General features: G+C 56.1%; 24 protein-coding genes. 13 read left to right on the top strand and 11 right to left on the bottom strand.

The features are described from left to right. Positions 1–21: 21 nt before the first annotated feature. The 5 genes from ACXAGA_RS01895 to ACXAGA_RS01875 all read right to left on the bottom strand — a co-directional run bounded on the left by ACXAGA_RS01895 (position 22) and on the right by ACXAGA_RS01875 (position 3880). Entirely contained in the window at positions 22–240 is a 219-nt protein-coding gene (locus ACXAGA_RS01895) for a hypothetical protein (RefSeq protein WP_475115825.1), read from the bottom strand. Between the two features lie 81 nt (positions 241–321). After that, complete coding sequence (locus ACXAGA_RS01890; RefSeq protein ID WP_475115824.1) at positions 322–1233, bottom strand: pirin family protein; 912 nt, start codon at positions 1231–1233, stop codon at positions 322–324. Positions 1234–1332: 99 nt separating this feature from the next. Then, on the bottom strand, positions 1333–1917 hold the full coding sequence (locus tag ACXAGA_RS01885) for a TadE/TadG family type IV pilus assembly protein (protein ID WP_475115823.1): 585 nt from the start codon (positions 1915–1917) through the stop codon (positions 1333–1335). Further along, on the bottom strand, positions 1917–2462 hold the full coding sequence (locus ACXAGA_RS01880; protein WP_475115822.1) for a TadE/TadG family type IV pilus assembly protein: 546 nt from the start codon (positions 2460–2462) through the stop codon (positions 1917–1919). The genes ACXAGA_RS01885 and ACXAGA_RS01880 overlap by 1 nt, the downstream gene beginning before the upstream one ends. Before the next feature lie 11 nt (positions 2463–2473). Beyond that, positions 2474–3880: a TadE/TadG family type IV pilus assembly protein gene (locus ACXAGA_RS01875; RefSeq protein ID WP_475115821.1), complete on the bottom strand. Its 1407-nt coding sequence runs from the start codon at positions 3878–3880 to the stop codon at positions 2474–2476. Positions 3881–4293: 413 nt separating this feature from the next. Here ACXAGA_RS01875 and ACXAGA_RS01870 point away from each other — a divergent pair, with 413 nt between their 5' ends. Then, entirely contained in the window at positions 4294–5679 is a 1386-nt protein-coding gene (locus tag ACXAGA_RS01870) for a Glu/Leu/Phe/Val family dehydrogenase (RefSeq protein WP_475116214.1), read from the top strand. A 33-nt stretch (positions 5680–5712) separates the two neighbouring features. Here the strand turns inward: ACXAGA_RS01870 and choV are convergent, their stop codons facing one another. From choV to choX, 3 genes are all read right to left on the bottom strand, one after another. After that, on the bottom strand, positions 5713–6726 hold the full coding sequence (gene choV, locus ACXAGA_RS01865) for a choline ABC transporter ATP-binding protein (protein WP_475115820.1): 1014 nt from the start codon (positions 6724–6726) through the stop codon (positions 5713–5715). Further along, the gene (gene choW / locus ACXAGA_RS01860; RefSeq protein ID WP_475115819.1) at positions 6726–7559 is read right to left on the bottom strand and encodes a choline ABC transporter permease subunit; all 834 of its coding nucleotides are present in this window, start codon (positions 7557–7559) and stop codon (positions 6726–6728) included. The genes choV and choW overlap by 1 nt, the downstream gene beginning before the upstream one ends. Positions 7560–7655: 96 nt before the next feature. Then, positions 7656–8573: a choline ABC transporter substrate-binding protein gene (choX, locus tag ACXAGA_RS01855; protein WP_475115818.1), complete on the bottom strand. Its 918-nt coding sequence runs from the start codon at positions 8571–8573 to the stop codon at positions 7656–7658. Positions 8574–8665: 92 nt separating this feature from the next. Here choX and betI point away from each other — a divergent pair, with 92 nt between their 5' ends. From betI to betA, 4 genes are read left to right on the top strand one after another with little or no spacing between them, the layout of a single operon-like run. Further along, positions 8666–9247: a choline-binding transcriptional repressor BetI gene (betI, locus tag ACXAGA_RS01850; RefSeq protein ID WP_475115817.1), complete on the top strand. Its 582-nt coding sequence runs from the start codon at positions 8666–8668 to the stop codon at positions 9245–9247. After that, positions 9244–10758 (top strand): choline-sulfatase, encoded by a 1515-nt coding sequence (betC, locus tag ACXAGA_RS01845; protein ID WP_475115816.1) that lies wholly within the window; start codon positions 9244–9246, stop codon positions 10756–10758. The genes betI and betC overlap by 4 nt, the downstream gene beginning before the upstream one ends. 1 nt (position 10759) lies before the next feature. Next, positions 10760–12220 (top strand): betaine-aldehyde dehydrogenase, encoded by a 1461-nt coding sequence (betB, locus tag ACXAGA_RS01840; RefSeq protein WP_475115815.1) that lies wholly within the window; start codon positions 10760–10762, stop codon positions 12218–12220. After that, on the top strand, positions 12220–13878 hold the full coding sequence (gene betA, locus ACXAGA_RS01835; protein ID WP_475116213.1) for a choline dehydrogenase: 1659 nt from the start codon (positions 12220–12222) through the stop codon (positions 13876–13878). The genes betB and betA overlap by 1 nt, the downstream gene beginning before the upstream one ends. Positions 13879–13909: 31 nt before the next feature. Here the strand turns inward: betA and ACXAGA_RS01830 are convergent, their stop codons facing one another. After that, a complete protein-coding gene (locus ACXAGA_RS01830) occupies positions 13910–14365 on the bottom strand; it encodes a hypothetical protein (protein ID WP_475115814.1) in 456 nt (151 codons plus the stop codon). Between the two features lie 169 nt (positions 14366–14534). On the opposite strand from ACXAGA_RS01830, the gene ACXAGA_RS01825 reads away from it, so the two are divergent. Then, entirely contained in the window at positions 14535–14783 is a 249-nt protein-coding gene (locus tag ACXAGA_RS01825; RefSeq protein WP_475115813.1) for an HP1242/YdcH family protein, read from the top strand. Here the strand turns inward: ACXAGA_RS01825 and ACXAGA_RS01820 are convergent, their stop codons facing one another. Together ACXAGA_RS01820 and ACXAGA_RS01815 are read right to left on the bottom strand one after the other, a co-directional pair. Continuing rightward, complete coding sequence (locus ACXAGA_RS01820; protein ID WP_475115812.1) at positions 14784–16181, bottom strand: helix-turn-helix domain-containing protein; 1398 nt, start codon at positions 16179–16181, stop codon at positions 14784–14786. 52 nt (positions 16182–16233) lie between these two features. Continuing rightward, complete coding sequence (locus tag ACXAGA_RS01815; protein ID WP_475115811.1) at positions 16234–17445, bottom strand: multidrug effflux MFS transporter; 1212 nt, start codon at positions 17443–17445, stop codon at positions 16234–16236. A 182-nt stretch (positions 17446–17627) separates the two neighbouring features. Here ACXAGA_RS01815 and ACXAGA_RS01810 point away from each other — a divergent pair, with 182 nt between their 5' ends. The 7 genes from ACXAGA_RS01810 (at position 17628) to scpA (ending at position 25945) form a co-directional block, all read left to right on the top strand. Beyond that, positions 17628–19160 carry an acyl-CoA carboxylase subunit beta gene (locus tag ACXAGA_RS01810; RefSeq protein ID WP_475115810.1) on the top strand — a complete coding sequence of 511 codons (1533 nt, stop codon included), beginning with the start codon at positions 17628–17630 and terminating at the stop codon, positions 19158–19160. Between the two features lie 25 nt (positions 19161–19185). Continuing rightward, complete coding sequence (locus tag ACXAGA_RS01805; protein WP_475115809.1) at positions 19186–19521, top strand: hypothetical protein; 336 nt, start codon at positions 19186–19188, stop codon at positions 19519–19521. A 189-nt stretch (positions 19522–19710) separates the two neighbouring features. After that, on the top strand, positions 19711–20079 hold the full coding sequence (locus ACXAGA_RS01800; protein ID WP_475115808.1) for a hypothetical protein: 369 nt from the start codon (positions 19711–19713) through the stop codon (positions 20077–20079). A gap of 335 nt (positions 20080–20414) precedes the next feature. Further along, the gene (locus ACXAGA_RS01795) at positions 20415–20621 is read left to right on the top strand and encodes a hypothetical protein (protein WP_475115807.1); all 207 of its coding nucleotides are present in this window, start codon (positions 20415–20417) and stop codon (positions 20619–20621) included. Between the two features lie 96 nt (positions 20622–20717). Then, positions 20718–22718 (top strand): acetyl-CoA carboxylase biotin carboxylase subunit, encoded by a 2001-nt coding sequence (locus tag ACXAGA_RS01790; RefSeq protein ID WP_475115806.1) that lies wholly within the window; start codon positions 20718–20720, stop codon positions 22716–22718. Positions 22719–22818: 100 nt separating this feature from the next. After that, a complete protein-coding gene (locus ACXAGA_RS01785; protein WP_475115805.1) occupies positions 22819–23844 on the top strand; it encodes a hypothetical protein in 1026 nt (341 codons plus the stop codon). Beyond that, a complete protein-coding gene (gene scpA / locus ACXAGA_RS01780; protein WP_475115804.1) occupies positions 23819–25945 on the top strand; it encodes a methylmalonyl-CoA mutase in 2127 nt (708 codons plus the stop codon). The genes ACXAGA_RS01785 and scpA overlap by 26 nt, the downstream gene beginning before the upstream one ends. Positions 25946–25973 lie beyond the last annotated feature (28 nt).

The following is a 25973-nucleotide window of genomic DNA, read 5'->3' as shown; positions in this document are numbered from 1 at the left end:
GGCGCAACGCGAACTACGTAATTAGGGGGTGGTATTGCGCAATGCGGCAGCGCGGGCACGCAAATTCGCGGCGCGCTGTTCCAGCAATGTGGTGTCTGTGGGCGCGGCAGAGGGGATCTGATCAAACGGAATAAACGACGGATAATCAGGCACAGTGACCGAGTCGTTCAGCGCATCCAGTTGCGGAAAATCCGCGCAAGCCGTCAGGGTCAAACAAAATAGAATAATGGAAAATCGCATGAACCCGTAACCACGTTGATGCGCGGACAATAAACGCGCGGGCAGGGCGGTCGCAAGGGGCGCAAAACGCGCCCCCGCAAATTAGTGGGCCGGTTTGATAAAGGTGCCGTTGCGCAGCTCTTTCATCGCTTGTTGAATTTCGGCCTGCGTGTTCATCACGATAGGGCCGTGCCAAGCAACGGGCTCTTCGATCGGTGCGCCCGAAATCAGCAGGAACCGAATGCCTTCTTCGCCAGCTTGGACCGTGACTTCGTCGCCGGTGCCAAAACGGATCAGGGTGCGGTTGCCCGACATATCGCGGATGTTGACCTCTTCGCCCATGACCTCTTTTTCCAGCAGAACGCCAGACGGGGCAGAGGCATCGGCAAAGGCGCCTTTGCCTTGGAATACATAGGCGAACGCGCGGCGGTAGGTATCGACCTTAAACGTCTTTTTCACGCCCGCAGGTACGAAAATATCCAGATACTGCGGATCAGCCGCGATGCCGTCCACAGGGCCGCGTTTGCCCCAGAATTCGCCAACGATGACTTTGACCCGAGTGCCGTCGTCATCGATGATTTCGGGGATTTCTTTGCCTTTGACGTCCTGATAGCGCGGCGCGGTCATTTTCAGGCTGCTGGGCAAATTCGCCCAAAGCTGAAACCCGTGCATCTGGCCCGCGATGTTACCTTTGGGCATTTCTTGGTGCAAAATGCCGGACCCTGCGGTCATCCACTGAACATCGCCCGCGCCCAGCGTGCCAGTGTTACCCAGACTGTCGCCGTGATCAACGGTGCCGTTCAGAACATAGGTGATGGTTTCGATGCCGCGGTGGGGGTGCCACGGAAACCCGCGGATGTAATCATCTGGATGATCGCCGCGAAAATCGTCGAACATCAGAAACGGGTCCAGCTCGCTTGGGTCCTGAAAACCGAATGCACGGTGTAGGCGGACGCCTGCGCCTTCCATGTGGGGCGTGGCTTTGCGGGTTTCTAATGTGGGTCTGATGGACATGGCTGTGTCTCCTTTGTCTATTAGACATAGGAAAACAAAAATGCACCGGCAATTGGTCAAACCCTTCGCCGGTGCACATGATGTCTGCGTAAACGCGCCTTAGCAGGTCGCCGAGGACGTGTTTCCAGTTTCGCTATCGTTCCAGCACACTTGCGCCGAATTGAAACGAGGGCGGGTTACGATCAGGTTTTCAAAGGTGAAATCACCCAGACCTACGTTGAATGCAGGTTCGTACGCCAACCAGTTTTCGACGACCAGAACCACTTCGTTATTTGGCATAACGGGCAGCTGATCTTCGATGCTGGTCAGTGTCGTTGCATCCATCGCGTTCACTTCGCCGCGGGTTTTCGACCAGCGGACTTCGTAACCGTTGTCGTCTGTGTAACGAACAACGCTGACGCGCAGGTCGGTATCCTGGTTCGACGTGGTCAGGAATTCGTGCAAACGGTACACCGCGTCCAGATAGCTAGGCGTGATATAGTTGGTTTCACGGCTTAGCTGGTCGCTGACTGTATAGGCGGCTTTGGCGGTCGTGCTTTGGACGCGGAATGCATCGAAATAAACGAACGTCGCCAGATAGGCCCAGCACAGGATCGGGAAAACCAGAACGGTTTCGACTGCGATGCCGCCTTCTTCGTTTGACAGGAACCGGCCCAGAAACGGGATATTCTTTAGGCGTTTCATTATAGCGGCTCCTTCACGAATGCGGACATTGCAACCAGCGCATATTCATCGCCGCTTTCGCGCGGGATTTTTGCGCCCAGACCGATTGTCGGGAACACAGGGTTGAACAAGGCGCATGCACGCACAACAACCATCTGGTTCGCGCCACCTTCGCTAAAGGCCGTCAGTGGCGCCGCAGGGTCATCACGGTCGATACAGTCTGGTGCACCCGGAATGTCGGTCCAGTTTTTCATGTCGACAGGGCGCATTTCGATCTTCAGCGACGTGTCACATTCAGGCAGCATACCGGCATAGTCGCAGATCGCGCCACGCAGGGTTGTGTGATCAACCGATGTCATGGTGCCGATGCGCACATCACGGATGGCCATATCCAGTCCGCGTTCCAGCATCACCTGACGTGCCATCAGGATGCCGGATTCGAACGCGGATAGCATTAGAACAAGGTAGATCGGAAAGACGAGCGCGAATTCGACAGTTGCCGAACCGCTTTCGTTCCGGGCGAACCGGCCAAAGGGCCGTGCCAAGAGTGAAAGGATATTGGTCATAATACGTCTCATTAGCGTGTCAGTTTCAGGTTATTGATCTGCGTTGCGATCGCCGAGAATGCCGACGAAATTTCAACGCCGTCTACGTCAAAGAAATGGCTGGGCGACGTTGCGCAGTTGCGCAGAACAGTGTTGCCCGCATCGGATGGAACTTCGAACCCGATGGTCCAGATGATGATGCCGTTGTCTTTGGCTGCCGAACAGATGTTAGACGTCAGCTGGTTCATCGTCGCAGCGTCGTATTTCCACCAGTAAAACTGCGAATGGTAACGGGAATCTACGTAGCGTTGCAGGTAGTACTGCAGGTTGTAGTTGTTCCAGTGGTTACGGTCGCTGTCACTGTCATAGGCCCAATCTTGCAGGCGCAGGGACGATGTGTTTTCGCCGTCGGACATCAGAATGATGAATTTCAGCGTTTCGTTGTCGTCGTAGCTGGCAGGACGTCCCGCAAAAGCGGAATCTACATTGCCTCGGCCAATCAGTCCGGCCAATTGCGGACGTGTCGATGGGTCCAGCAGGCCAGCGCCCCATTTCATACCCAGATGGATTGAGGTCTGAATGGTTCCGTTCAGCTGCGATATCTGGCTAAGCAGTTCGTTGCGGTCTTGGCTCCATGGGGTGATGGTCTGGTTCGAATAACGTGGGCAAACTGTGCGTGTGCGGTCGTTATTGCGGCCATCATATGCCCACTGGAAATGCTGAACTTGTTCATAACGCGAACCGCGCGACATCGAAGTGGTCGAAAAGTCGCCGTTATCGAATTCCAGACAGTGCGAATAGCTGTGCTGTTGGTTCACGTTGAACTGATTGAACAGATCTTCGCCTGCGCTGACGTGTTCCGAATATGGGATCAAAGAAACGGAAATCAGATCTTCGTTTGCATCGGCCAGAACGGTGTTCACGAATTCAGATGCTGCATTACGCAGGTTGCCGATGCGGTTGTTCGAATTCATCGAACCCGAAATATCCAACACCATCGAAATTTCGACTTTCGAGACGCGCTCTTCTGCCGTGGCGCTGGCCGGAACGGTCAGGCTTTCGTGGTAGGACGAACCTGGATTGGTGACAGCGGCCAGACCCGAAAACAGCATCGGTACTTCGACTGCAGCGGATGCAGATACTTCACTATAGTTCAGGCCTTCGTCGACTGTGGCATTTCCAACCAAAGCATCTGCTAGGTTGGCTTTGGCCATGTAGTCGGCGACGACTTCGTCGCGTGGCAATGATTGATCCAGGTCTGCCGCAGCCAAAACTGCGCGGTCCAGCGTTGCTTGTACGCGTGTTCGAGTGGTTTCAACACGCATGAAATCTACGGCCATGCCAGTGACCAATAGGATCATGATGAACACAAAAACCGCAAAGATGACCATGCTGCCATCTTCACGTTGACCAAACAACGTGAGCCGTTCCCGGATCATCCGGTTATGCCGGATAAGCTGAGCGCTCTTTTTTTCCATCTTCGAACCTTTCTTGGTCGATGTCAGTCTCCAATTGGTGGTTTTCCCACCTTATTGGGGTCCGTTATACCTATCCGAGAATGGCAAAAATGGGGCAGGATGGTGCCCAAATTGGTTTGTTTGTAAGGGGTTCGTATGTAATCGCCTGCGATTTGGGGGCATTGTTCGCAGCCACGCGACAAATGCGGCGTGGCTAAACTTATCCACACCCTTTGCCGTCTACGACTATACGGTGCTTCCGAGGGGAACGGGCGGACCGAGTCGGCCCTGCGAATCTGGACCGACATATCACCGTAGCAGGCTGAATGGAGGTTTTAGCCGTGAGTGTTAATAATACGTTAAACGAACCAGGTTTTCGCGAATCTGTAGAGATTATGTTCAATCGCGCGGTCGCGTTGATGGACCTGCCAACCGGCATCGAAGAAAAAATTCGTGTTTGTAATTCGACCTATACCGTCCGTTTTGGCGTGCGTCTGCGCGGTGAAATGCACACGTTCACGGGCTATCGGTCTGTTCATTCCGAACACATGGAACCGGTAAAGGGCGGTATCCGTTACGCCTTGGCCGTGGATCAGGACGAAGTCGAGGCGCTGGCTGCGCTGATGACCTATAAATGCGCATTGGTCGAGGCACCGTTTGGCGGATCAAAGGGCGGTCTGTGTATCGACCCGCGTGAATGGAACGAAGCCGAACTGGAACAGATCACGCGCCGCTTTGCGTTTGAATTGATCAAACGTGACCTGATTAACCCGTCGCAAAACGTGCCTGCGCCTGACATGGGGACGGGCGAACGCGAAATGGCGTGGATCGCGGACCAGTATCGCCGCATGAACACCACAGATATTAACGCCGCAGCCTGCGTGACCGGCAAACCGCGCAACGCAGGCGGCATCGCTGGCCGCGTCGAGGCTACAGGCCGCGGTGTGCAATACGCCTTGCGCGAATTTTTCCGCCACCCCGACGATATGGCCGCAGCGGGTCTGTCAGGCACTCTCAAGGACAAACGCGTCATTGTTCAGGGTCTGGGCAACGTGGGCTATCACGCAGCGAAATTCTTGCAAGAGGAAGACGGCTCGATCATCACCGGCATCATCGAACGGGATGGCGCGCTGTTTAACCCCAACGGTCTGAACGTCGAAAAAGTCCGCGAATGGATCGTGAAACACGGCGGCGTGTCGGGCTATCCCGATGCCACGCACCACGCCGAAGGCGGTTCCGTTTTAGAAGAAGAATGCGACATCCTGATCCCCGCCGCGCTAGAGGGCGTGATCAACATGGGCAATGCTGACCGCATCAAGGCCCCACTGATCATCGAAGCCGCGAACGGCCCCGTCACCGCGGGTGCAGACGAAGTGCTGCGCAACAAAGGCGTGGTTATCATTCCCGACATGTATGCCAACGCGGGCGGTGTGACCGTGTCGTATTTTGAATGGGTGAAAAACCTGTCGCACATCCGTTTCGGCCGTATGGGCCGCCGCCAAGAAGAGGCGCGCCACCAGCTGGTCGTCGATGAACTGTCGCGGCTGGATGAATATCTGGGCGATAAATGGTCGATGACCCCTGATTTCAAAGAAAAATACCTGCGCGGCGCGGACGAATTGGAACTGGTGCGGTCCGGTTTGGATGACACCATGCGGACGGCCTATCAGGCGATGCGCGAAATCTGGCACAGCCGCGACGATGTACAGGACCTGCGAACCGCCGCCTATCTGGTGGCCATCGACAAAGTTGTACAAAGTTATCGGGCCAAAGGTCTGTAAACTGAAAGGGGCCGCATCAGCGGCCCCTTTGTTTTAGCGTGACAGGCGGGTCAGAACGGACCCTTCGGTGATCACCCCGATGGGGGTGCCTGCCTCGATCACGGACAGTTCTTTTTCCGATTGCAGCTGCGCGATGATCGATTTGATCGGCGTTTCCACGTCCACAGGCGATCCGGTGCTGGACCCCGTTGTCATCACGTCGCGCGCTGTCAGAACGCCCAGAGGGTTCATATGCGCCACGAAATCCTGCACGTAATCGTTCACAGGGTTCGCGATGATTTCGCGGGCGGTGCCCGTTTGAACGATGCGGCCGCCTTCCATCAGGGCGATGCGGTTGCCGATTTTGAACGCTTCGTCCAGATCGTGAGACACAAAGATGATGGTGCGTTTCAGTTTCGATTGCAGGTCCAGCAGTTCGTCCTGCAATTTCGCACGGATCAGAGGGTCCAGCGCCGAAAACGGTTCGTCCATCAGCAGGATCGGGGCTTCGGTCGCGAATGCGCGGGCAAGGCCGACGCGTTGCTGCATACCGCCCGACAGTTCGCCCACCTTGCGTTCGGCCCAATCGGCCAGACCAACCAGTTCTAGCTGAGTGTCCACGGCGTCTTTGCGTTCGGCTGGCGTTTGACCGGCCAGTTCCAAACCCAGACCCACGTTTTCACGCACGGTCCGCCACGGCAGTAGGCCGAATTGCTGGAACACCATCGCCACGTTTTTCTGGCGAATGCGGCGCAGCTCGGCAGGTTTGGCGTGGGTGACATCGACGTGTGATTGCCCGTCCCATACCTTGACCGATCCGCGCACCACAGGGTTCAGCGCGTTCACCGCCCGTAGCAGGGTGGATTTGCCAGACCCCGAAAGGCCCATGAGCACGAGGATTTCACCTTCGGCGACAGACAGCGAACAGTCATGCACGCCCAGCACTTGGCCTGTGGCCTCTTGGATTTCAGGGCGTGTTTGGCCTTGGTCCATGAGGGGCAGGGCCACGTTGGGTTTTTCACCGAAAACGATGGATACGTTATCAAATTCTACGGCTGTTCTAGTCATTATTTACGCTCCATCCGTAGCATGCGGTCCAGAATGATCGCGACGACCACGATGACCAGACCCGATTCAAACCCTAGGTCGGTACGTACCTGACCCAATGCGCGCATCACAGGAACACCCAGACCATTTGCACCAACCAGCGCGGCCACAACGACCATCGACAGAGACAGCATGATGGTTTGGTTCAGACCTGCCATGATTTGTGGCAGGGCAGAGGGCAGTTCGACTTTCCACAGAACCTGACGGTTCGTTGCGCCGAATGCGCGTGCGGCCTCTAGCAATGCCTGAGGCGTGGAGGAAATGCCCAAATGCGTCAGACGGATCGGGGCGGGCAGAACAAAGATCACTGTTGCCAGCAGACCCGGAACCATGCCGATGCCAAAGAACACGATCGCAGGGATCAGATACACAAACGCAGGCAGCGTCTGCATCAGGTCCAACACTGGTGTCAGATAGCGATAGAATTTAGGGCGGTGCGCCGCATAGATGCCGATCGGCACGCCAACGCCCATACAAACCACACAAGACGACAGGACCAGCGTCAGGCTTTCCAGCGTTTCGTCCCAATAGTCTTGGTTCAGAATAAACAGGAAACCGATTGCCACAAACAGGCAGGTTTTCCAGCTGCGCTGCAGAACCCAAGTCAGCGCTACGAACAAAGCAATAATGATCAGCGGGTGGGGCCATTCCAGAACGGCCAGAATGCCGTCGATCAGGCTCTCCATCAGCCACGCAAGCCAATCAAAAACAAATTCAAAGTTATCTTGCAGCCAATCAAAGCCAGACTTGGCCAGTTTGCCTACCGGGATTTTATTGTCGGTCAACCAATCCACGTTTGGGTCTCCGTTGATGAATGCAGCCAGCCCGATGTCAGCGACGATCGGACGTAAACGAAAGGCCCCGCGAACGGGGCCTTTGTTAGGGGTGGATTAGTAACCGAAAGCTTCGGTCAGGGCGGCGGTCGCGTCGCCACCGTCCATGGTGGTCACGCCGTCAACCCATGCCAGTACGGCCTCTGGGTTCGACTGGATCCACGCCATGGTCGCCTCATCGGGGTCCATGCCTTCGTCCAGAATCTGGCCCATGATCATGTTTTCCATTTCCAGCGTGAAACCGATTTGGCTGAACAGTTTGCCGGTGTTTGGGCATTCTGCTGCGTAATCAGCGCGCGACAGAGTTTGAACGGTACCGATTCCGCCAAAGAATTCTTCACCGCCAGGCAGGTAGGACAGTTCAAAGTTCGCGTTCATTGGGTGCGGTGCCCAGCCCAGGAATACAACGTCTTCGCCTTTGTCGTAGGCGCGTGCAACCTGTGCCAGCATGCCCTGTTCGGACGATTCGATGACTTCCATACCGTCTAGGCCGGAACCGTCTGTTTCGGTCAGCGATACCAGGTAGGCGTTGCCTTCGTTGCCTGGTTCGATGCCATAGATTTTGCCGTCCAGTTCATCTTCGAATTTGTTGATGTCGGCAAAGTTCTGCAGACCTTTTTCAAAGGTGTAGGTCGGAACGGCCAGCGTGTAGACGGTGCCTTCTAGGTTGGTCGCCAGAACATCGATTTCGCCTGCTTCGACGTATGGGTCTAGGTTACCCGACTGCGCAGGGATCCAAGCGCCCAGGAAAATGTCCAGATCGTCCGATTCCAGCGACGCGTAGGTCACAGGCACGGACAGGATTTTCACGTCTACGTCGTAACCCAGTGCTTCCAGCACGTGTTTCGCGGTCGAAGTGGTGGTGGTGATGTCGGTCCAGCCCACGTCGGACATGGTGACGGTGCCGCAATCGGCGAATGCAGGCGCAGCTGCTGCGCACAGCGCGATAACGGACAGTGCAGATTTGATCTTCATTTTTTGTCTCCTGTTGGTCTAGATATTTTTGTTGATTGACGAGTCAATAAACAACCACCTAGGTTCGAATAGCAAGCAGTTTTGGAGATACTATGCCTAAAGTCGGGATGGAACCTATTCGCCGTGCGGCCCTGGTTCAGGCGACGATCGATGAGATCGGGGCCTCGGGCTCTTTGGATGTTACGGTCTCACAGATTGCCAAAAGGGCAGGTATGTCTTCGGCGCTTGCGCACCACTACTTCGGTGGCAAAGAACAGATTTTTCTAGCTGCAATGCGACATACTTTGGCCGTTTACGCCGCCGAAGTGCGCGGCGCGCTGGGCATGGCCGATGGCCCCCGCAGCCGAATCGAGGCGATTGTTCGCGCTGGATTCGGCACGACAAACTTCCGCCGAGAGGTCGTTTCGGCGTGGCTTAATTTTTACGTACTTGCACAAACTTCAGGCGAAGCGGGCAGGCTCCTGAACGTTTATCAGCGCCGTTTGCATGCGAATCTGTTGTACAACTTGCGCCCCTTGGTCGGCGACAAAGCCCAGGAGGTCGCCCAACGGATCGGCGGCCTGATCGACGGAATTTATCTACGCGAAGCATTGGGCACCTCGGCGCCCAACGGGTCCAAAGCGACCGCCTTGGTTCTGGCGGCGCTGGATTTGGAATTAGGACAGGGAAAATGACGAAACCAAACATTCTGATTATTATGGTCGATCAGCTGAACGGTACGCTGTTCCCTGATGGCCCTGCGGATTGGCTGCATACGCCGCACATCAAAAAACTGGCTGAACGGTCGACCCGTTTTCAGAACGCATACACCGGATCGCCGCTGTGTGCGCCTGCACGTGCGGCATATATGGCGGGCCAATTGCCCAGCCGTACCCGTGTGTATGACAACGCTGCCGAATATGCGTCGGACATTCCGACCTATGCGCACCACCTGCGCCGCGCGGGGTATCAAACGACCCTGTCAGGCAAAATGCATTTCGTCGGCCCCGACCAAATGCACGGGTTCGAAGAGCGCCTAACCACCGACATCTACCCCGCCGATTTCGGCTGGACCCCTGATTACCGCAAACCCGGCGAACGGATCGATTGGTGGTATCATAACATGGGTTCGGTCACGGGCGCTGGCGTTGCCGAAATTTCCAACCAGATGGAATACGATGACGAAGTCGCCTATAACGCGACCCGTAAACTGTATGATCTGGCGCGCGGTCATGACGAACGCCCATGGTGTTTGACCGTGTCGTTTACGCACCCACATGATCCCTATGTGGCGCGCAAAAAATACTGGGATCTGTACGAAGATTGCGAACATCTGGAACCGCAGATCGGTCCGATCCCTTACGAAGACTTGGACAATCACAACAAACGCATCATGGATGCAAATGATTGGCGCAGCTTTGATATCACGACTGAGGACGTTCGCCGTTCGCGCCGCGCCTATTTCGCGAACATCAGCTATCTGGATGATAAGGTTGGCGAAATCATGGATGTGCTGGAACGCACGCGCATGGCCGACAACACGATTGTTGTGTTTGTATCCGACCACGGCGACATGCTGGGCGAACGCGGCATGTGGTTCAAAATGTCATTTTTCGAAGGTTCGGCCCGTGTTCCCCTGATGATCGCTGCGCCGAATATGGAACCGGGTCTGATCACCGCGCCCGTGTCCACAATCGACGTTTGCCCGACCTTGTGTGATCTGGCTGGCGTGTCGATGAAAGCGGTCGAACCATGGACCGACGGCGAAACGCTGGTGCCTTTGGGGCAGGGGGTCGAACGCGTGTCACCCGTTCTGATGGAATACGCCGCCGAAGGGTCCTATGCCCCGCTCGTGTCGATCCGCGAAGGTGACTATAAATATACCCGCTGCAATTTGGACCCTGACCAGCTGTTCAATCTGGCCGAAGACCCTAACGAATTGCACAATCTGGCGGACGATCCTGCGCATTCGGAAACTCTGGCACGTTTGCGTGAAAAATCGCTGCTGCGCTGGGATCTGGATGCCTATGACGCTGCCGTCCGCGAAAGCCAAGCCCGCCGCTGGGTCGTTTACGAAGCCCTGCGCAACGGCGCGTATTTCCCATGGGATTACCAGCCGCTTCAGCTCGCCTCTGAACGATACATGCGCAACCACATGGACCTGAATGTGGTCGAAGAAAACCAACGCTACCCGCGTGGAGAATAATATGCCTTACGATACCCAACCCATCGCATCCCATTTCATTGACGGCGAATACGTCGAAGACACCGCAGGAGAGGTGATCGAGGTCATCTATCCTGCCACCGGCGAAGTCATCGCCAAAGTCCACGCAGCCACCCCCGCAATTGTGTACCGCGCGCTGGCATCGGCCAAAGCGGCCCATGCCGAATGGGCGGCAATGTCTGGCACCGAACGTGGCCGCATTTTGCGCCGTGCGGCGGATATCATCCGCGAACGTAACCACGATCTGTCGATTTTGGAAACCTATGACACGGGCAAACCGATGTCGGAAACCACCATTGCTGATGCGACTTCGGGCGCGGATGCGTTGGAGTATTTCGGCGGTCTGGCGGGCGCATTGACGGGCGAACATATCCCGCTGGCGGGCGGCGATTTCGTCTATACCCGCCGTGAATCGTTGGGTGTTTGCGTTGGTATCGGCGCGTGGAACTATCCAACCCAGATCGCATGCTGGAAAGGCGCGCCAGCGCTGGCCTGCGGCAATACCATGGTGTTCAAACCGTCCGAAGTCACCCCGCTATGCGCGTTGAAAGTCGCCGAAATTCTGGTCGAAGCGGGCGCCCCCAAAGGCGTTTACAACGTGATCCAAGGCATGGGCGCTGTTGGCGCATCGCTGGTCACTGACCCGCGCGTGGCCAAGGTGTCGCTGACGGGGTCCGTGCCAACGGGCAAAAAGGTATACGCCGCCGCCGCCGCAGAAATGAAACACGTCACAATGGAATTGGGCGGCAAATCCCCGATCATCATCTTTGACGACGCCGATCTGGAAAGCGCCGTATCGGGCGCGATCAATGGCAATTTCTATTCCACTGGTCAGGTTTGTTCCAACGGCACCCGCGTGTTTGTTCAAAAAGGGATCAAGGAAAAATTCCTATCCCGCATGGCCGAACGCATGGGCGACGCGGTGATTGGCGATCCGATGGATATGGAAACCACCATCGGCCCGATGGCGTCCGAACGCCAAATGCAAATCGTCGAAGGTTACATCGCCAAAGGCATTGAGGAAGGCGCGCGCCTGATCAAAGGCGGTAAACGTCTGGACAAAGACGGCTATTGGATTGAACCAACCCTTTTCGCCGATGTGACAGATGACATGACCATCGCCCGCGAAGAAATCTTTGGCCCTGTGCTGTCCGTTCTGGATTTCGACACCGAAGAAGAAGCCATGGAGCGCGCCAATGCCACCGATTTCGGTCTGGCGGCTGGCGTCTTTACCTCTGATCTGACCCGCGCCCACCGCGTTGTGGCTGGGTTCGAGGCAGGCACCTGCTACATCAACACCTATAACCTAGCCCCGGTCGAGGCGCCTTTCGGCGGGTCCAAAGCATCGGGTGTTGGCCGCGAAAATTCGAAAGAGGCGATCAACCATTATTCCGAGGTTAAAACCGTCTACGTGTCGATGAACCCATGCGAGGCTCCGTTCTGATGCAAGCTGATTATGTAATCGTCGGGGCTGGCAGCGCGGGCTGCGCCATGGCCTATCGCCTGTCCGAGGCAAGCAAATCCGTTATCGTCATCGAATACGGCGGAACGGACGCGGGCCCGTTCATCCAGATGCCTGGCGCGTTGTCGTATCCGATGAACATGAAAATGTACGACTGGGGTTTTCAATCCGAACCCGAACCGCATCTGGGCGGACGCCGCATGGCAACCCCGCGCGGCAAGGTGATTGGCGGATCGTCGTCGATCAACGGCATGATCTATGTGCGCGGCCACGCCAAGGATTATGAAACATGGTCCGACATGGGCGCGGCGGGTTGGAACTATGCCGATGTGCTGCCCTATTTCAAACGCATGGAAAATTGGGACAGCGGCGGACACGGGGGCGATCCAGATTGGCGCGGCAAATCCGGCCCGCTGCATGTGTCGCGCGGATCGCGCACAAACCCACTGACCCGCGCCTTTGTCGAAGCAGGCCGACAAGCGGGTTACCCCGTCACGGGCGACTACAACGGCGAACAGCAAGAAGGCTTTGGCCCGTTTGATTCCACGATCTACAAAGGTCAGCGGTGGTCGGCGGCGAATGCCTATTTGAAACCTGCGCTGAAACGCGAAAACTGCACGCTGGTGCGCGGCATGGCCGAAAAGGTCGTGATCGAAAATGGCCGCGCCGTTGGTGTTCAGCTGAACAAAGGCGGCAAATCCGAAATCATCCGCGCCAACGCCGAAGTCATCATTGCCGCATCGTCGATCAATTCGCCGAAACTGTTGATGCTGTCGGGCATTGGCTCTGCGGCGCATCTGGCCGAACACGGCATCGACGTGGTCGCAGATCGCCAAGGCGTGGGTAAAAACCTGCAAGACCATTTGGAAATGTACATCCAGATGGCCGCAACCCAGCCTGTGTCGCTGTACAAATACTGGAACCTGTTCATGAAGGGCGTCGTAGGCGCCCAATGGTTGTTCACCAAAACAGGTGTCGGTGCGTCGAACCAGTTCGAAAGCGCGGCTTTTGTACGGTCTCAGGCGGGTGTGGAATATCCTGATATTCAGTACCATTTCCTGCCCATCGCGGTCCGCTACGATGGCAAAGCCGCCGCCGAAGGCCACGGTTTCCAAGCGCACGTAGGCCCCATGCGGTCGCCGTCGCGCGGTGAAATCACCCTGCGCAGCGCCAACCCCGCCGAAGCGCCGAAAATCGTGTTCAACTACATGTCCCACGAAAAGGACTGGGAAGATTTCCGTAAATGCATCCGCCTGACCCGCGAAATTTTCGCGCAGGATGCGTTCAAACCCTATGCGGGCAAGGAAATTCAACCGGGCAAGGATTGCCAGACCGACGACGAATTGGATGATTTCACCCGCCAGCACGTCGAATCCGCCTACCACCCCTGCGGCACTTGTAAAATGGGTGCCAAAGACGATCCGATGGCGGTGGTTGATCCAGAATGCCGCGTGATCGGGGTGGATGGTCTGCGCGTGGCCGACAGTTCGATTTTCCCGCAGATCACCAACGGCAACCTGAATGCGCCGTCGATCATGACGGGCGAAAAAGCGTCGGATCATATTCTGGGCCGCACGCCGCTGGCCGCGGAAAATGCGATGCCGTGGATCAACCCGAATTGGGAAACATCACAGCGTTAAAGAAAAAGGGCCGCGATTGCGGCCCTTTGTTTTAGTAGGTTTCGACCAGCAGCTTTGCTTCGCAATAGCTGCCGTCTGTGGTGCCGACCCAGACATTATACAGACCATCCAGCCCGATCAGGTCCAGCATGGGATCAACGGTCATAACCGCCACATTCGCGTCGTCGTTATAGTGCCATTCGCCCATCGGATCATTCACCAGCAAAACGGTGTCGCAGTCGCTGACCGCACTGAAATTGATGGATAGGCCGTCCATTTCTTCGACGTTGAAACCAAAATCGGACGGAGTCGCGACCCAGCCCAATTCGCCCGGCCCGCAGTTTTCCAGATTGTTGTCGCCGCCTGCGATCACGTCAAACGCGGCCTCTACGCCCAGATCGTAACCGGTGAACCAATGCGTTTCCGTGGATGGCGAAAAATCGGGACAGTTGGCAAATGCGGTTGTGCCCATTGCGCAAAAAGCAATCGTTAGGATTTTAGAATACATATTTTACTACTTATTTTGTGTTTGAATGCCGGCAGGTTAAAAAACCAGCAGTGTCTGTTTAAGGGGAAATAATTGATCGGTCGGTCAAAAATGTGACTTTGATCAGGATCAATGCGAACCATGGGGTGCAGGCTAATCTGGTCTCAACGATTGGATAAAGGAGAGACTCATGTCCCACACACCACATCAGCTGCCCGACGAATTTCCAGAGTTTGCAAAAACACTGCAGGCGCTAAAACAGGTCGACGCGCATTTCGCAAAATTGGTCGATCAATATGACGAAGCGAACCAGAAAATCCATCTGGCAGAAACCAACGTCACCCCGATGGATGACATCGGAATCATCGAACTGCGCAAGGAACGCATGGCGTTAAAAGACGACATCGCCGCGCGTCTGAAATCGGCTGCAGAGGCCTGATTATTCGACCTTATACGGCAAAGTAGAACGCAAATTCGGATCAACGGTCAGGCGACGTTCCAATGGCGGCACTGACCGTTGGTGGCAATCTTTGCGTTCACAGATGCGGCAGGAAATGCCGATCGGTTCATAGGCGGCCGCTGAATCGATATCCATGTGATCGGCATAGACCAGCGATTTGGCGTGTTTGACTTCGCAGCCTAAGCCAATTGCAAATCGACGGGTGGGTGCGTGATAGGACCCGCCCGATTTTGTTGCGTCCCGCGCCAGACAGAAAAACCGCACGCCATCGGGGGTTTCAGCCAATTGGCGCAGCCAGCGGTTCGGGCTTTCGAATGCGCGGTGGACGTTCCACAACGGGCACGCGCCGCCGTAGCGGGCGAATTGCAGTTGCGTTGATGAATGTCGTTTGGTGATCGTCCCCGCTGGGTCAACGCGGACGAAATAGAACGGGATGCCTTTGTTCCCTGGGCGTTGCATCGTCGACAGGCGGTGGGCGACCTGTTCCACGGATGCCCCGAACCAATCGGCCAAACGTTCCAGATCGTGGCGGCAATCTTTGGCGGCGTCCAGAAAACGGCCATAGGGCATCATCGCGGCCCCCGCGAAATAGTTTGCAAGGCCCAGTTTCGCGATGGAACGCGCCTCGGGTGTTTGAAAACGGCCCAAATCCAATGTCGCCTCTAGCAGCGGGTCTTTGGTCAGTAGGGCCATTTGCAGGATCAATTGGAACGTCTGCGTTGCAACCGTCTGGCGGCGCGACAGAGTCAGGCGGCGGCTGTCTTTGTCGTAGTGGCGGATGGCATCCGTGTCGGCAAAGACGATGGAAATCCCGCGCGCCTCTAGCGTTTTGATCGCCATATCGCGGATGTTCAGCCCGCCCGCTTGTTGCGCGAAAATTTCGGCGGCGCGGTCGACAGCATCGATGTAATTGTCGCAATAGTGAAAGAAATCGCGCACCTCTTCCCAAGGGGAGGGCTGTAGGCGAGCGTCTTCGCGACCTAACGCTTCGTCCAAACTGGCAAGGCGTTCGTGCGTCTGTCGGTAGGCGGCATGTAGGTCCAACAACGCGCGGGCCAGCGCGGGCGCATTACTGGCCGCAAGTCGCAAATCTGAAAGCGACGGCGCGCTGCCTGTGAACACCGGATCGGCCAAGGCTTCTTTCATATCGGAAATCAGGCGGGCTTCGTCACCTGATTGCAGTTCGGTTACGTCGAACCCGAATTCTTGGGCCAGTGACAGAACCACCCCCGTTGAAATCGGGCGGTTGTTGTTTTCCATCTGGTTCAGATAGGGCAGGGACACGCCCAGTTTTTCGGCGAATGCCTTTTGAGTTAGGCCCAATCGCCCGCGCAATTCGCGCAGTTTTACTCCGGCATATAATTTCTGTACGGCCATGGGCGCACCTTTGCAGAATGGGTTAGCTGCAAAGTTACGTTTGCAAAGTCATTCAGGCAAGTGTGGCTTCGCGCCGCATGACTAAAAGAATGGATAGCAATGATAGGGCGCCGCAGGTCACCATAAGGATCGACAGCGGTAATTCGCCATAGTCTGGGTTCAGCATGGACCCTGCAAAGGCCGAAATCGCGGCGCCTCCGCCCATCATGATCGCTGCGCCCAAACCCGACGCGGTGCCCGCCAATTCGGGGCGCACGGACAGCGATCCCGCCGTAGCATTAGGCATCGTCAGGCCATTTCCCAGCCCCATGAATGTGATCAGTCCGAAAAATACCAGCGCGCTGGATAGGTCGAGGATGGACAGGATCATAGAAACGACCAACCCGAACAGTGTGACGCTGCACCCGATCAGGATCAGCAGATTGATACCCGCCCGAACCGAATATCGTCCTGACAGAAAATTCCCGACCAGATAGCCCGTTGTTGGTGCGGCCAATGCCAAACCTGTTTGCGTTGGTGTTAGGTGAAACACCACGCCCGCCACAAACGACGCGCCACCCAGCAGCGCATAGTAGGCCCCCGCGGTAAAGGTCGTGCAGGCGACATAGCCCCAGAAACGAACCGATCGGAACAGTTCGGGATAGTTCGCGGCCTGTTGGCGGAACGTCAGGCCGGTGCCTTTTGCGGTTTCACCCTGATCGAAATAGCTCAGCGACCAGATGCCAATCGCGCAGGCTGCTAGAAAGGTAAAGCTGGCCTGCCATCCCGCGACCTGATCCAATGCGCCACCTATGACTGGGCCGACCATTGGGACCACAGCCATTCCCATCGTCACATATCCCAATTTTGATGCAGCTTGATCGGTCGGGTAAATGTCGCGGATAACCGCACGGCTGATCGTCATGCACGCGGCGACCGCGGCTTGAACCATGCGGCACAGCAGGAAAACCCAAACGTTCGGCGCAAAAATGGCGGCAACAGTTGCGGCAATGAAAATGCCCAGCGACCACAACACGATGGGGCGGCGTCCATACCGGTCGGACAGAGGCCCGACGAACAGCATCAAAATCGCAGTCATCAGGAAATATCCCGACACTGCAAACTGCATCACGCTGTAATCTGTCGCAAAGTGCTGCGTCATCCCATTCAGGGACGGCAGGAAAATCGACATGTTCAAGGCTGAAATGCCCGCCAGCATAATAAGCGTAGACACATGCGGCGGCGTGTTTCGGTCCAATAATTTTATGGGTGCTGAAATGGTCATGGTGGATCGTTAGATCGTTTGGTCAAATCTGTCTATCAAGTTGGTTTCACAAACGCGTATTTGCATTTTTGCAAAAATCAAATGCTGCAAATGCAAAAATTTGCAAATTTGCCCATTTTCGTTTGCTCGGTAATTTTATTGCGTCTACAACGCTGTCAACGATCGTTCGGAAGGGAACCAATATGACCGATATTCTGGCTGAACTCCAAAACCGCCGTGACGTGGCCCGTTTGGGTGGTGGTCAAAAAAGGATCGACGCGCAGCACGCCAAAGGTAAGCTGACCGCGCGTGAACGTATTGAACTGCTGTTGGACGAAGGCAGCTTTGAAGAGTTTGATATGTTCAAAGCGCACCGCTGCACCGAATTCGGCATGCAGGAACAGCAAATTCCGGGCGATGGCGTTGTGACCGGTTGGGGCACAATCAACGGCCGTATGGTTTACGTATTTTCCCAAGACTTCACCGTGTTCGGCGGATCGTTGTCGGAAACCCACGCTGAAAAAATCTGCAAGATCATGGATATGGCCATGCAGAACGGCGCGCCTGTCATCGGTCTGAACGATTCCGGCGGCGCACGTATCCAAGAAGGCGTTGCATCGCTGGCAGGCTACGCAGACGTATTCCAGCGCAACATCATGGCGTCGGGCGTTGTTCCGCAGATTTCGGTGATCATGGGGCCATGTGCGGGCGGCGCGGTGTATTCGCCTGCGATGACCGACTTTATCTTTATGGTGCGCGACAGTTCCTACATGTTCGTGACCGGCCCTGACGTCGTGAAAACCGTGACCAACGAGCAGGTCACCGCCGAAGAATTGGGCGGCGCGTCGACTCACACCAAAAAATCGTCCGTTGCCGATGGCGCGTTTGAAAACGACGTCGAAGCGTTGGCTGAGGTCCGCCGTTTGGTCGATTTCCTGCCGCTCAACAACCGCGAAAAACCGCCCGTTCGTCCGTTCTTTGACGAAGTGGACCGTGTCGAGGATTCGCTGGATACGCTGATCCCCGATAACCCGAACACGCCTTACGATATGAAGGAACTGATCCATAAGATCGCCGACGAAGGTGATTTCTTTGAGATCCAAGAAGACTACGCCAAAAACATCCTGACCGGTTTCATCCGCATGGAAGGCCAGACCGTAGGCGTTGTTGCGAACCAGCCGATGGTTCTGGCGGGCTGTCTGGACATCGATTCGTCGCGTAAAGCGGCACGTTTCGTGCGTTTCTGTGATGCTTTCGAAATTCCAATCCTGACGCTGGTCGACGTTCCTGGTTTCCTGCCGGGCACGAGCCAAGAATATAACGGCGTTATCAAACACGGCGCGAAACTGCTGTTCGCCTATGGCGAAGCAACCGTTCCAAAGGTCACTGTGATCACGCGCAAAGCCTATGGTGGTGCCTATGACGTTATGGCGTCCAAACACCTGCGCGGCGATTTCAACTATGCTTGGCCGACTGCGGAAATCGCGGTGATGGGTGCCAAGGGCGCGGTTGAAATTCTGTACCGTAACGAATTGGGCGACCCTGACAAAATCGCGGCCCGCACCAAAGATTACGAAGACCGTTTTGCCAACCCGTTTGTGGCGGCTGAAAAAGGGTTCATTGACGAAGTGATCCAGCCGCATTCCACACGTCGCCGCGTTTCCCGTGCCTTCGCCAGCTTGCGCAACAAAAAGCTGACGAACCCATGGAAAAAGCACGACAATATTCCGCTGTAATTCAATGACGCAGCGGGCATGGAAAATGGTGCGGGATGGCGACACGCTGATTTATGGGCGGCGTTTTCCTGCACGTTTCGATGTCTCGGCGCAGTCGTCGTTTCCGATGCTGCGTCGCGGTCGACTGGCGATGCAAATCCGTCAGGACCTGTGGCGAGAGCTGCAATCCTTGCGTGGATTTTCCCCAGCGATCGAAGTTCGCACGATGGACGGAGGGGTTATCGTGCGGGCAGGAGGGTCGGTCGATGGCAGATTTCCGAAATCTTCCACGGCCGACCGTATCCAACAGCTGTTGGATGACCCGAAAAAACGTGTGCGTTGGATCAACAACGCGCGTCTGACTGAACAAACTGAAACCTGATTTGATTGACCCAATGATTGCCCTGATGACCATAGCCACACTCACCGCGCCGATCGGCGCGGGCTATGCCATGGCGGTTTGGTGCGATGGTGTTTCACAAATCCGCAGTGATGCGGCATATGGAACCAGAACAACCACCAAACATGGGGCAATTATGACCAAGTTTACACAAAACGGGGGGCGCGTCTGATGATCAAACATCGCGGTTTCCCATCCCGTTTCCCAGGCACCGAACACCAGTTCACCATCCGCCGCGCCAACCCCAAAGGCGTCACGCCGCTGAAAGCGCGCGAACGCTATCGCGACCGTAAATCCGTCGATAAAAAGGTCGATGGGGCGTTCATGGCGGCGCTATGGCACCATTTTGGTGATCAGGAATTCGAACGTGGCAATCTGGACGCTGGCCGTCTGAATTGGCTGCTGGGCCGCGAAGTCGTGCCTGCCGACCCCGAAAATTTCGACCCCGAAGATTACGAAGCGCTGCTGCGTATCGACGTGGACAAAGCGATGGTTTCGTTCCCCGAAGCCTTCGACCCTGACAACCCGATGTTCGACTAAGGGACCTTTGGGATGGTTTTGATCGGCATGAAATTGCGCAACGCATCGCCCGTTTGGCAGGAATTGGCCCACATTGGCCAGCCTGCAAACGATGGCCTATGCAGTGGCGCATCTTCGTGTCACGACGCAGGTATTCCGATGACGGCTTACCTCGTGTCGGAATGTTTTGGTTCAGACCAAACCCCTTCCTCATGTCGGTTCGGACGTCCCCAGACCGAACCGGCAGCGGGGAGGGCACATCATGTGCGCCCGCGGATCACGCGTATTTTTGTTGCAACCTCGGGTCAGAAGGCGAATTCTGAACCCAATGATAATGTAACAAAGGGCAGTACATCATGTTCAAAAAATTCTGGATCCTTCCAATCGTTGCGATCACGGGCCTGTCGGCCTGTCTGGACACCGATTTGGAACGCGGCTTTGCAGGTGCGGCCGCAGGCGCAATCACGGCTGACATTTTGGGCGCAGACCCCATCGTTGGCGCCGCGCTTGGCGGTACTGCGGGTGTCGTTTGTGACGACATGCGCGTCTCTGCCTGCCAATAAAACATTCGGCCCCTTTTTGGGGCGATCAAACCATCTGGACCGCCGTCGGGTGCATTGCACCCGCACGGCGGTTTTGCATTCAAAGGACCCTTGCAGATGTTCAAAAAGATCCTGATCGCTAACCGCGGCGAAATTGCCTGCCGCGTGATTAAGACCGCCCGCAATATGGGCATTCAAACGGTCGCTGTCTATTCGGACGCGGATAAGAACGCTCTGCACGTGCGCATGGCGGACGAAGCCGTTCACATCGGTCCGGCCCCTGCGAACCAGTCCTACATCGTGATTGATAAAATCATGCAGGCGATCAAAGATACCGGCGCCGAAGCGGTTCACCCCGGTTACGGTTTCCTGTCTGAAAACGCCAAATTCGCCGAAGCCCTAGAGGCCGCAGGCGTTGCATTCATTGGCCCACCAGTTGGCGCGATTGAATCGATGGGTGATAAAATCACGTCGAAAAAGATCGCTCAGGAAGCGAAAGTAAACACCGTCCCAGGCTACATGGGCCTGATCGAAGACGCGGATGAAGCCGTCAAGATTTCCAACGAAATCGGCTATCCCGTGATGATCAAAGCGTCGGCAGGCGGCGGCGGTAAAGGTATGCGTATCGCATGGAACGACCAAGAAGCCCGCGAAGGTTTCCAGTCGTCCAAAAACGAGGCCGCGAACAGCTTTGGTGATGACCGTATTTTCATCGAAAAGTTCGTCACCCAGCCGCGCCACATCGAAATTCAGGTTCTGGCCGATACCCACGGCAACGCGGTTTATCTGCACGAACGCGAATGTTCGATCCAGCGCCGTAACCAAAAAGTCGTCGAAGAAGCCCCTTCGCCATTCTTGGACGAAGCCACCCGCAAAGCGATGGGTGAACAGTCGGTCGCGCTGGCCAAAGCGGTGGGCTACGCATCCGCAGGCACCGTGGAATTCATCGTCGATGGTGACCGCAATTTCTATTTCTTGGAAATGAACACCCGTTTGCAGGTGGAACACCCTGTGACCGAATTGATCACCGGTATCGACCTTGTTGAACAGATGATCCGCGTTGCAGCAGGTGAAACCCTGCCGATGAAACAAGAAGACCTGAAAATCAACGGCTGGGCGATTGAAAACCGTCTGTACGCCGAAGACCCATATCGCAATTTCCTGCCGTCGATTGGTCGTCTGACTGCGTATCGCCCACCTGTCGAAGGCAAAACCGCAACCGGCGGCATCGTGCGCAACGACACGGGCGTGTTCGAAGGCGGCGAAATTTCGATGTACTATGACCCGATGATCGCCAAACTGTGTACATGGGGTGAAACCCGCGCAGACGCGATCGAAGAAATGCGCGTCGCCCTAGACACGTTCGAGGTTGAAGGCATCGGTCACAACCTGCCGTTCGTTGCAGCTGTTATGGATCACGAACGTTTCACCAGCGGCAACATGACCACCGCGTTCATCGCCGAAGAATACCCCGAAGGTTTCGAAGGCGTGACCCTGCCGAAAGAGGCTTTGGTCAAACTGGCAGCGGCTGCCGCAGCCATGAACCGCGTCGCCGAAATTCGCCGCACGCAGGTATCGGGCCGTTTGGGCAACCATGAACGCCGCGTTGGCACCGATTGGGCTGTGTCGCTGCAGGGCGAAGAATTCGCCGTGTCGATCGACGCGGATCGCGATGGGTCGACCGTATCCATCGATGGTCAAACCCTGCGCGTTGAATCGGATTGGACCCCTGGTGATAGCTTGGCCCGTCTGACGGTTGGCGGTGAACCTTTGGTCGTCAAGGTCGGTAAAATCACCCAAGGTTTCCGCATGCGTTTCCGCGGCGCCGACCTAAAGGTCCACGTGCGCAGTCCGCGTCAGGCCGAACTGGCGAAACTGATGCCGGAAAAACTGCCGCCTGATACGTCGAAACTGCTGCTGTGCCCAATGCCGGGTCTGATCGTGAAAATCGACGTGGCTGTTGGTGATGAGGTCCAAGAAGGCCAAGCCCTGTGCACTGTTGAGGCGATGAAGATGGAAAACATCCTGCGTGCAGAACGCAAGGGCGTTGTGAAATCGGTCAACGCAGCGGCGGGCGACAGTCTGGCTGTGGATGATGTGATCATCGAATTCGAATGATCGCATCGGGTGCCCATATGCACCTGAATTCACCATGCGAATGCGCGGCATTTGTTGTGAATTTTATGGTTAAACCCTTGGAAACATTGGGGTGGTGAGGATGGCCTATGCAATCCACACCGCGCCCCTATGCGCGGCCCTGATAGAAAAGGTTTCGCGCATTATGGACAAGGTTCTGCATCTGGGTGCCCATCGCACGGGTACGACGTCGTTCCAAACGTTTCTGAAACGCAATCGCGCGGCGTTGTCGCAGCGCGGGGTAGCGGTGTGGGAACCCGATCAAATTCGGTCGGGCCTGTTTCAGGGCGTTTTGCACGATCCGGCGCAAATCACTGCGGATGTCGCGCGATTGGCGGAACGGTCGCGCGGGCGGATCAACATGGAACAATCGCGCCTGTCCAAAATGGGATCGAACACCCTGTTGATCAGCGAAGAAAACCTGATCGGCGCACCGATGAAAAACCTTCGGTCTGGGCGTTTGTATGACGATGCGATCTTGCGGCTGATGCGGTTGCGCACGGCAATCGGACGCGTGCGGTCGGTGACGTTGCTGGTGCGGTCCTACGACAGCTACTGGTCGTCTATCCTGTCGTTTGGGGTGCTGCGCGGGCGTGATGTTCCGACTTCAGGCGATCTGGATCGGTTGGTCACACAGCCGCGCCGTTGGCGGGATTTGATTGCGGATGTGGCGCAGGTGTTTCCAGATGCGCGCCTGATCGTTGCGCCGTTTGAAACCTTTGTAGCCGCGCCAAAATCATTGGCTGAACAGGTTTTGGACGCGGATTTATCTGGCGACGATCTGGATACGACGCCGATCTGGAAAAATGCTTCGGCCAATTGTGGCCGGTTGGCGCAGGTCATCGATGATCGCGGCTGTGGCGGCGATATCAACGGGTCTGCCAGTGATCGCTGGATGCCGTTTGATGCGCATCAACGCGCCGCATTGGCAGGGCAATATGCTGATGATCTGATGTGGTTAAAATCGGGCGCGGATGGCGTGGCCGAATTCATAGATACCGCTGACGCGCCTTTGCGTCGGCACAACAAATTGACTGGGATCGGGGCCATGGGATGGTCACCGACAATCGGAGGAACCGAGGATGGCAAACAAAGATATCTGGTCTGAACTGGCCGCCAAAGAATTGCGCGGTCGTTCGGTCGAAGATCTGGAATGGACCACGCTAGAGGGCATCAAGGTTAAACCTCTGTACACAGAGGAAGACATCGAAGGCCTGCCGCATCTGGGCACCGTCCCGGGCGAGGCACCGTTCACGCGCGGTCCACGCGCCACGATGTATGCAGGGCGCCCTTGGACGATCCGCCAGTACGCAGGTTTTTCGACCGCCGAAGAATCCAACGCGTTTTATCGCAAAGCTTTGGCCGCAGGTCAGCAAGGCGTGTCGGTCGCATTCGACCTAGCAACCCACCGTGGTTACGATTCCGATCACCCCCGCGTCGAAGGTGACGTAGGCAAAGCTGGCGTTGCGATCGACAGCGTCGAAGACATGAAAATCCTGTTCGACGGTATCCCGCTGGATCAGGTGTCTGTTTCGATGACCATGAACGGCGCGGTTATTCCGATTTTGGCGAACTTTATCGTCACCGGCGAAGAACAAGGCCACGATAAATCGGTTCTATCGGGCACCATTCAGAACGACATTTTGAAAGAGTTCATGGTGCGCAACACCTATGTGTATCCGCCTGAACCGTCGATGCGCATCATCTCGGATATTATTGGGTATACCTCTGATAACATGCCGAAATTTAACTCGATTTCGATTTCGGGTTACCACATGCAAGAGGCAGGCGCGAACCTGGTTCAAGAGCTGGCCTACACGCTGGCCGATGGCCGTGAATACGTGCGCACCGCGATTGCTGCGGGCATGGACGTGGACAAATTCGCGCCTCGCCTGTCGTTCTTTTTCGCGATTGGCATGAATTTCTTTATGGAGGCCGCGAAACTGCGCGCCGCACGTCTGCTGTGGCACCGCATCATGTCGGAATTCAACCCGCAGAAACCGGGATCGTCGATGCTGCGGACGCACTGCCAAACCTCGGGCGTGTCGTTGCAGGAACAGGACCCATACAACAACGTGGTCCGCACAGCGTACGAAGCGATGGCCGCTGCATTGGGCGGCACCCAGTCCCTGCACACCAACGCATTGGACGAAGCGATCGCGCTGCCGACCGAATTTTCGGCGCGTATCGCCCGTAACACGCAGCTGATCCTGCAAGAGGAAACAGGCATCACCAATGTCGTCGATCCGCTGGCTGGATCGTACTACGTTGAAACCCTGACCCATCAGTTGGCCGAAGAGGCATGGAAACTGATCGAAGAGGTCGAAGAAATGGGTGGCATGACCAAAGCTGTCGCCTCGGGGATGCCAAAACTGCGGATCGAAGAATCCGCCGCCAAACGTCAGGCCAATATCGACCGCGGCGAAGAGGTGATCGTGGGCGTGAACAAATACCGCCTGACGAAAGAAGACCCGATCGACATTCTAGACATCGACAACAATGCGGTGCGTGAATCGCAGGTCGCGCGTATCAACAAAATTCGCGAAACCCGTGACAATGATGCGTGTCAGGCCGCGCTGGCCGAAATCACCCGCCGCGCCAAAGAAGGCGGCAACCTGTTGGAAGCCGCAGTCGAAGCCGCCCGCGCCCGCGCAACCGTCGGAGAGATCAGCATGGCAATGGAAGAAGAATTCGGTCGTCACCGCGCCGAAGTGAAAACCTTGGCCGGTGTGTACGGCGCAGCCTATGAAGGCGACGAAGGGTTCGCAGCGATCCAGAAATCGGTCGAACAATTCGCCGAAGAAGAAGGCCGCCGCCCACGTATGTTGGTCGTTAAAATGGGCCAAGACGGCCATGATCGCGGCGCCAAAGTGATCGCGACCGCATTCGCAGACATCGGTTTTGACGTGGACGTGGGTCCATTGTTCCAAACCCCTGCCGAAGCTGCGCAAGATGCGATTGACAACGACGTGCATGTCATCGGTATTTCGTCGCAGGCAGCGGGCCACAAAACGCTGGCGCCTCAGTTGATCAAAGCGTTGAAAGAAGCAGGCGCAGAGGACGTGATCGTTATCTGTGGCGGCGTTATCCCGCAGCAGGATTATCAGTTCCTGTATGACGCTGGCGTCAAAGCGATCTTTGGTCCGGGCACCAACATCCCATCCGCAGCGCAGGATATTCTGAACCTGATCCGCGAAGCGCAGGGTTAAAATTTAGGGGCGTCGGGGAAACCTGACG

Source organism: Marivivens sp. ABH4_498 (genome assembly GCF_056160585.1).
This window is presented reverse-complemented; position numbering and strand designations above follow the sequence as displayed.

Bases quoted from the DNA above. Each gene is read 5' to 3' on its own strand.
- ACXAGA_RS01800 (WP_475115808.1), top strand. From the start codon at position 19,711: ATGATCAAACATCGCGGTTTCCCATCCCGTTTCCCAGGCACCGAACAC.
- choX (WP_475115818.1), bottom strand. From the start codon at position 8,573: ATGAAGATCAAATCTGCACTGTCCGTTATCGCGCTGTGCGCAGCAGCT.
- ACXAGA_RS01785 (WP_475115805.1), top strand. From the start codon at position 22,819: ATGGCCTATGCAATCCACACCGCGCCCCTATGCGCGGCCCTGATAGAA.
- ACXAGA_RS01790 (WP_475115806.1), top strand. From the start codon at position 20,718: ATGTTCAAAAAGATCCTGATCGCTAACCGCGGCGAAATTGCCTGCCGC.
- ACXAGA_RS01810 (WP_475115810.1), top strand. From the start codon at position 17,628: ATGACCGATATTCTGGCTGAACTCCAAAACCGCCGTGACGTGGCCCGT.
- betA (WP_475116213.1), top strand. From the start codon at position 12,220: ATGCAAGCTGATTATGTAATCGTCGGGGCTGGCAGCGCGGGCTGCGCC.
- betC (WP_475115816.1), top strand. From the start codon at position 9,244: ATGACGAAACCAAACATTCTGATTATTATGGTCGATCAGCTGAACGGT.
- scpA (WP_475115804.1), top strand. From the start codon at position 23,819: ATGGCAAACAAAGATATCTGGTCTGAACTGGCCGCCAAAGAATTGCGC.
- ACXAGA_RS01875 (WP_475115821.1), bottom strand. From the start codon at position 3,880: ATGATCCGGGAACGGCTCACGTTGTTTGGTCAACGTGAAGATGGCAGC.
- ACXAGA_RS01870 (WP_475116214.1), top strand. From the start codon at position 4,294: ATGTTCAATCGCGCGGTCGCGTTGATGGACCTGCCAACCGGCATCGAA.
- ACXAGA_RS01815 (WP_475115811.1), bottom strand. From the start codon at position 17,445: ATGACCATTTCAGCACCCATAAAATTATTGGACCGAAACACGCCGCCG.
- ACXAGA_RS01795 (WP_475115807.1), top strand. From the start codon at position 20,415: ATGTTCAAAAAATTCTGGATCCTTCCAATCGTTGCGATCACGGGCCTG.
- ACXAGA_RS01885 (WP_475115823.1), bottom strand. From the start codon at position 1,917: ATGAAACGCCTAAAGAATATCCCGTTTCTGGGCCGGTTCCTGTCAAAC.
- choV (WP_475115820.1), bottom strand. From the start codon at position 6,726: ATGACTAGAACAGCCGTAGAATTTGATAACGTATCCATCGTTTTCGGT.
- ACXAGA_RS01880 (WP_475115822.1), bottom strand. From the start codon at position 2,462: ATGACCAATATCCTTTCACTCTTGGCACGGCCCTTTGGCCGGTTCGCC.
- betB (WP_475115815.1), top strand. From the start codon at position 10,760: ATGCCTTACGATACCCAACCCATCGCATCCCATTTCATTGACGGCGAA.
- betI (WP_475115817.1), top strand. From the start codon at position 8,666: ATGCCTAAAGTCGGGATGGAACCTATTCGCCGTGCGGCCCTGGTTCAG.
- ACXAGA_RS01805 (WP_475115809.1), top strand. From the start codon at position 19,186: ATGGTGCGGGATGGCGACACGCTGATTTATGGGCGGCGTTTTCCTGCA.
- ACXAGA_RS01820 (WP_475115812.1), bottom strand. From the start codon at position 16,181: ATGGCCGTACAGAAATTATATGCCGGAGTAAAACTGCGCGAATTGCGC.
- ACXAGA_RS01830 (WP_475115814.1), bottom strand. From the start codon at position 14,365: ATGTATTCTAAAATCCTAACGATTGCTTTTTGCGCAATGGGCACAACC.
- ACXAGA_RS01895 (WP_475115825.1), bottom strand. From the start codon at position 240: ATGCGATTTTCCATTATTCTATTTTGTTTGACCCTGACGGCTTGCGCG.
- ACXAGA_RS01825 (WP_475115813.1), top strand. From the start codon at position 14,535: ATGTCCCACACACCACATCAGCTGCCCGACGAATTTCCAGAGTTTGCA.
- ACXAGA_RS01890 (WP_475115824.1), bottom strand. From the start codon at position 1,233: ATGTCCATCAGACCCACATTAGAAACCCGCAAAGCCACGCCCCACATG.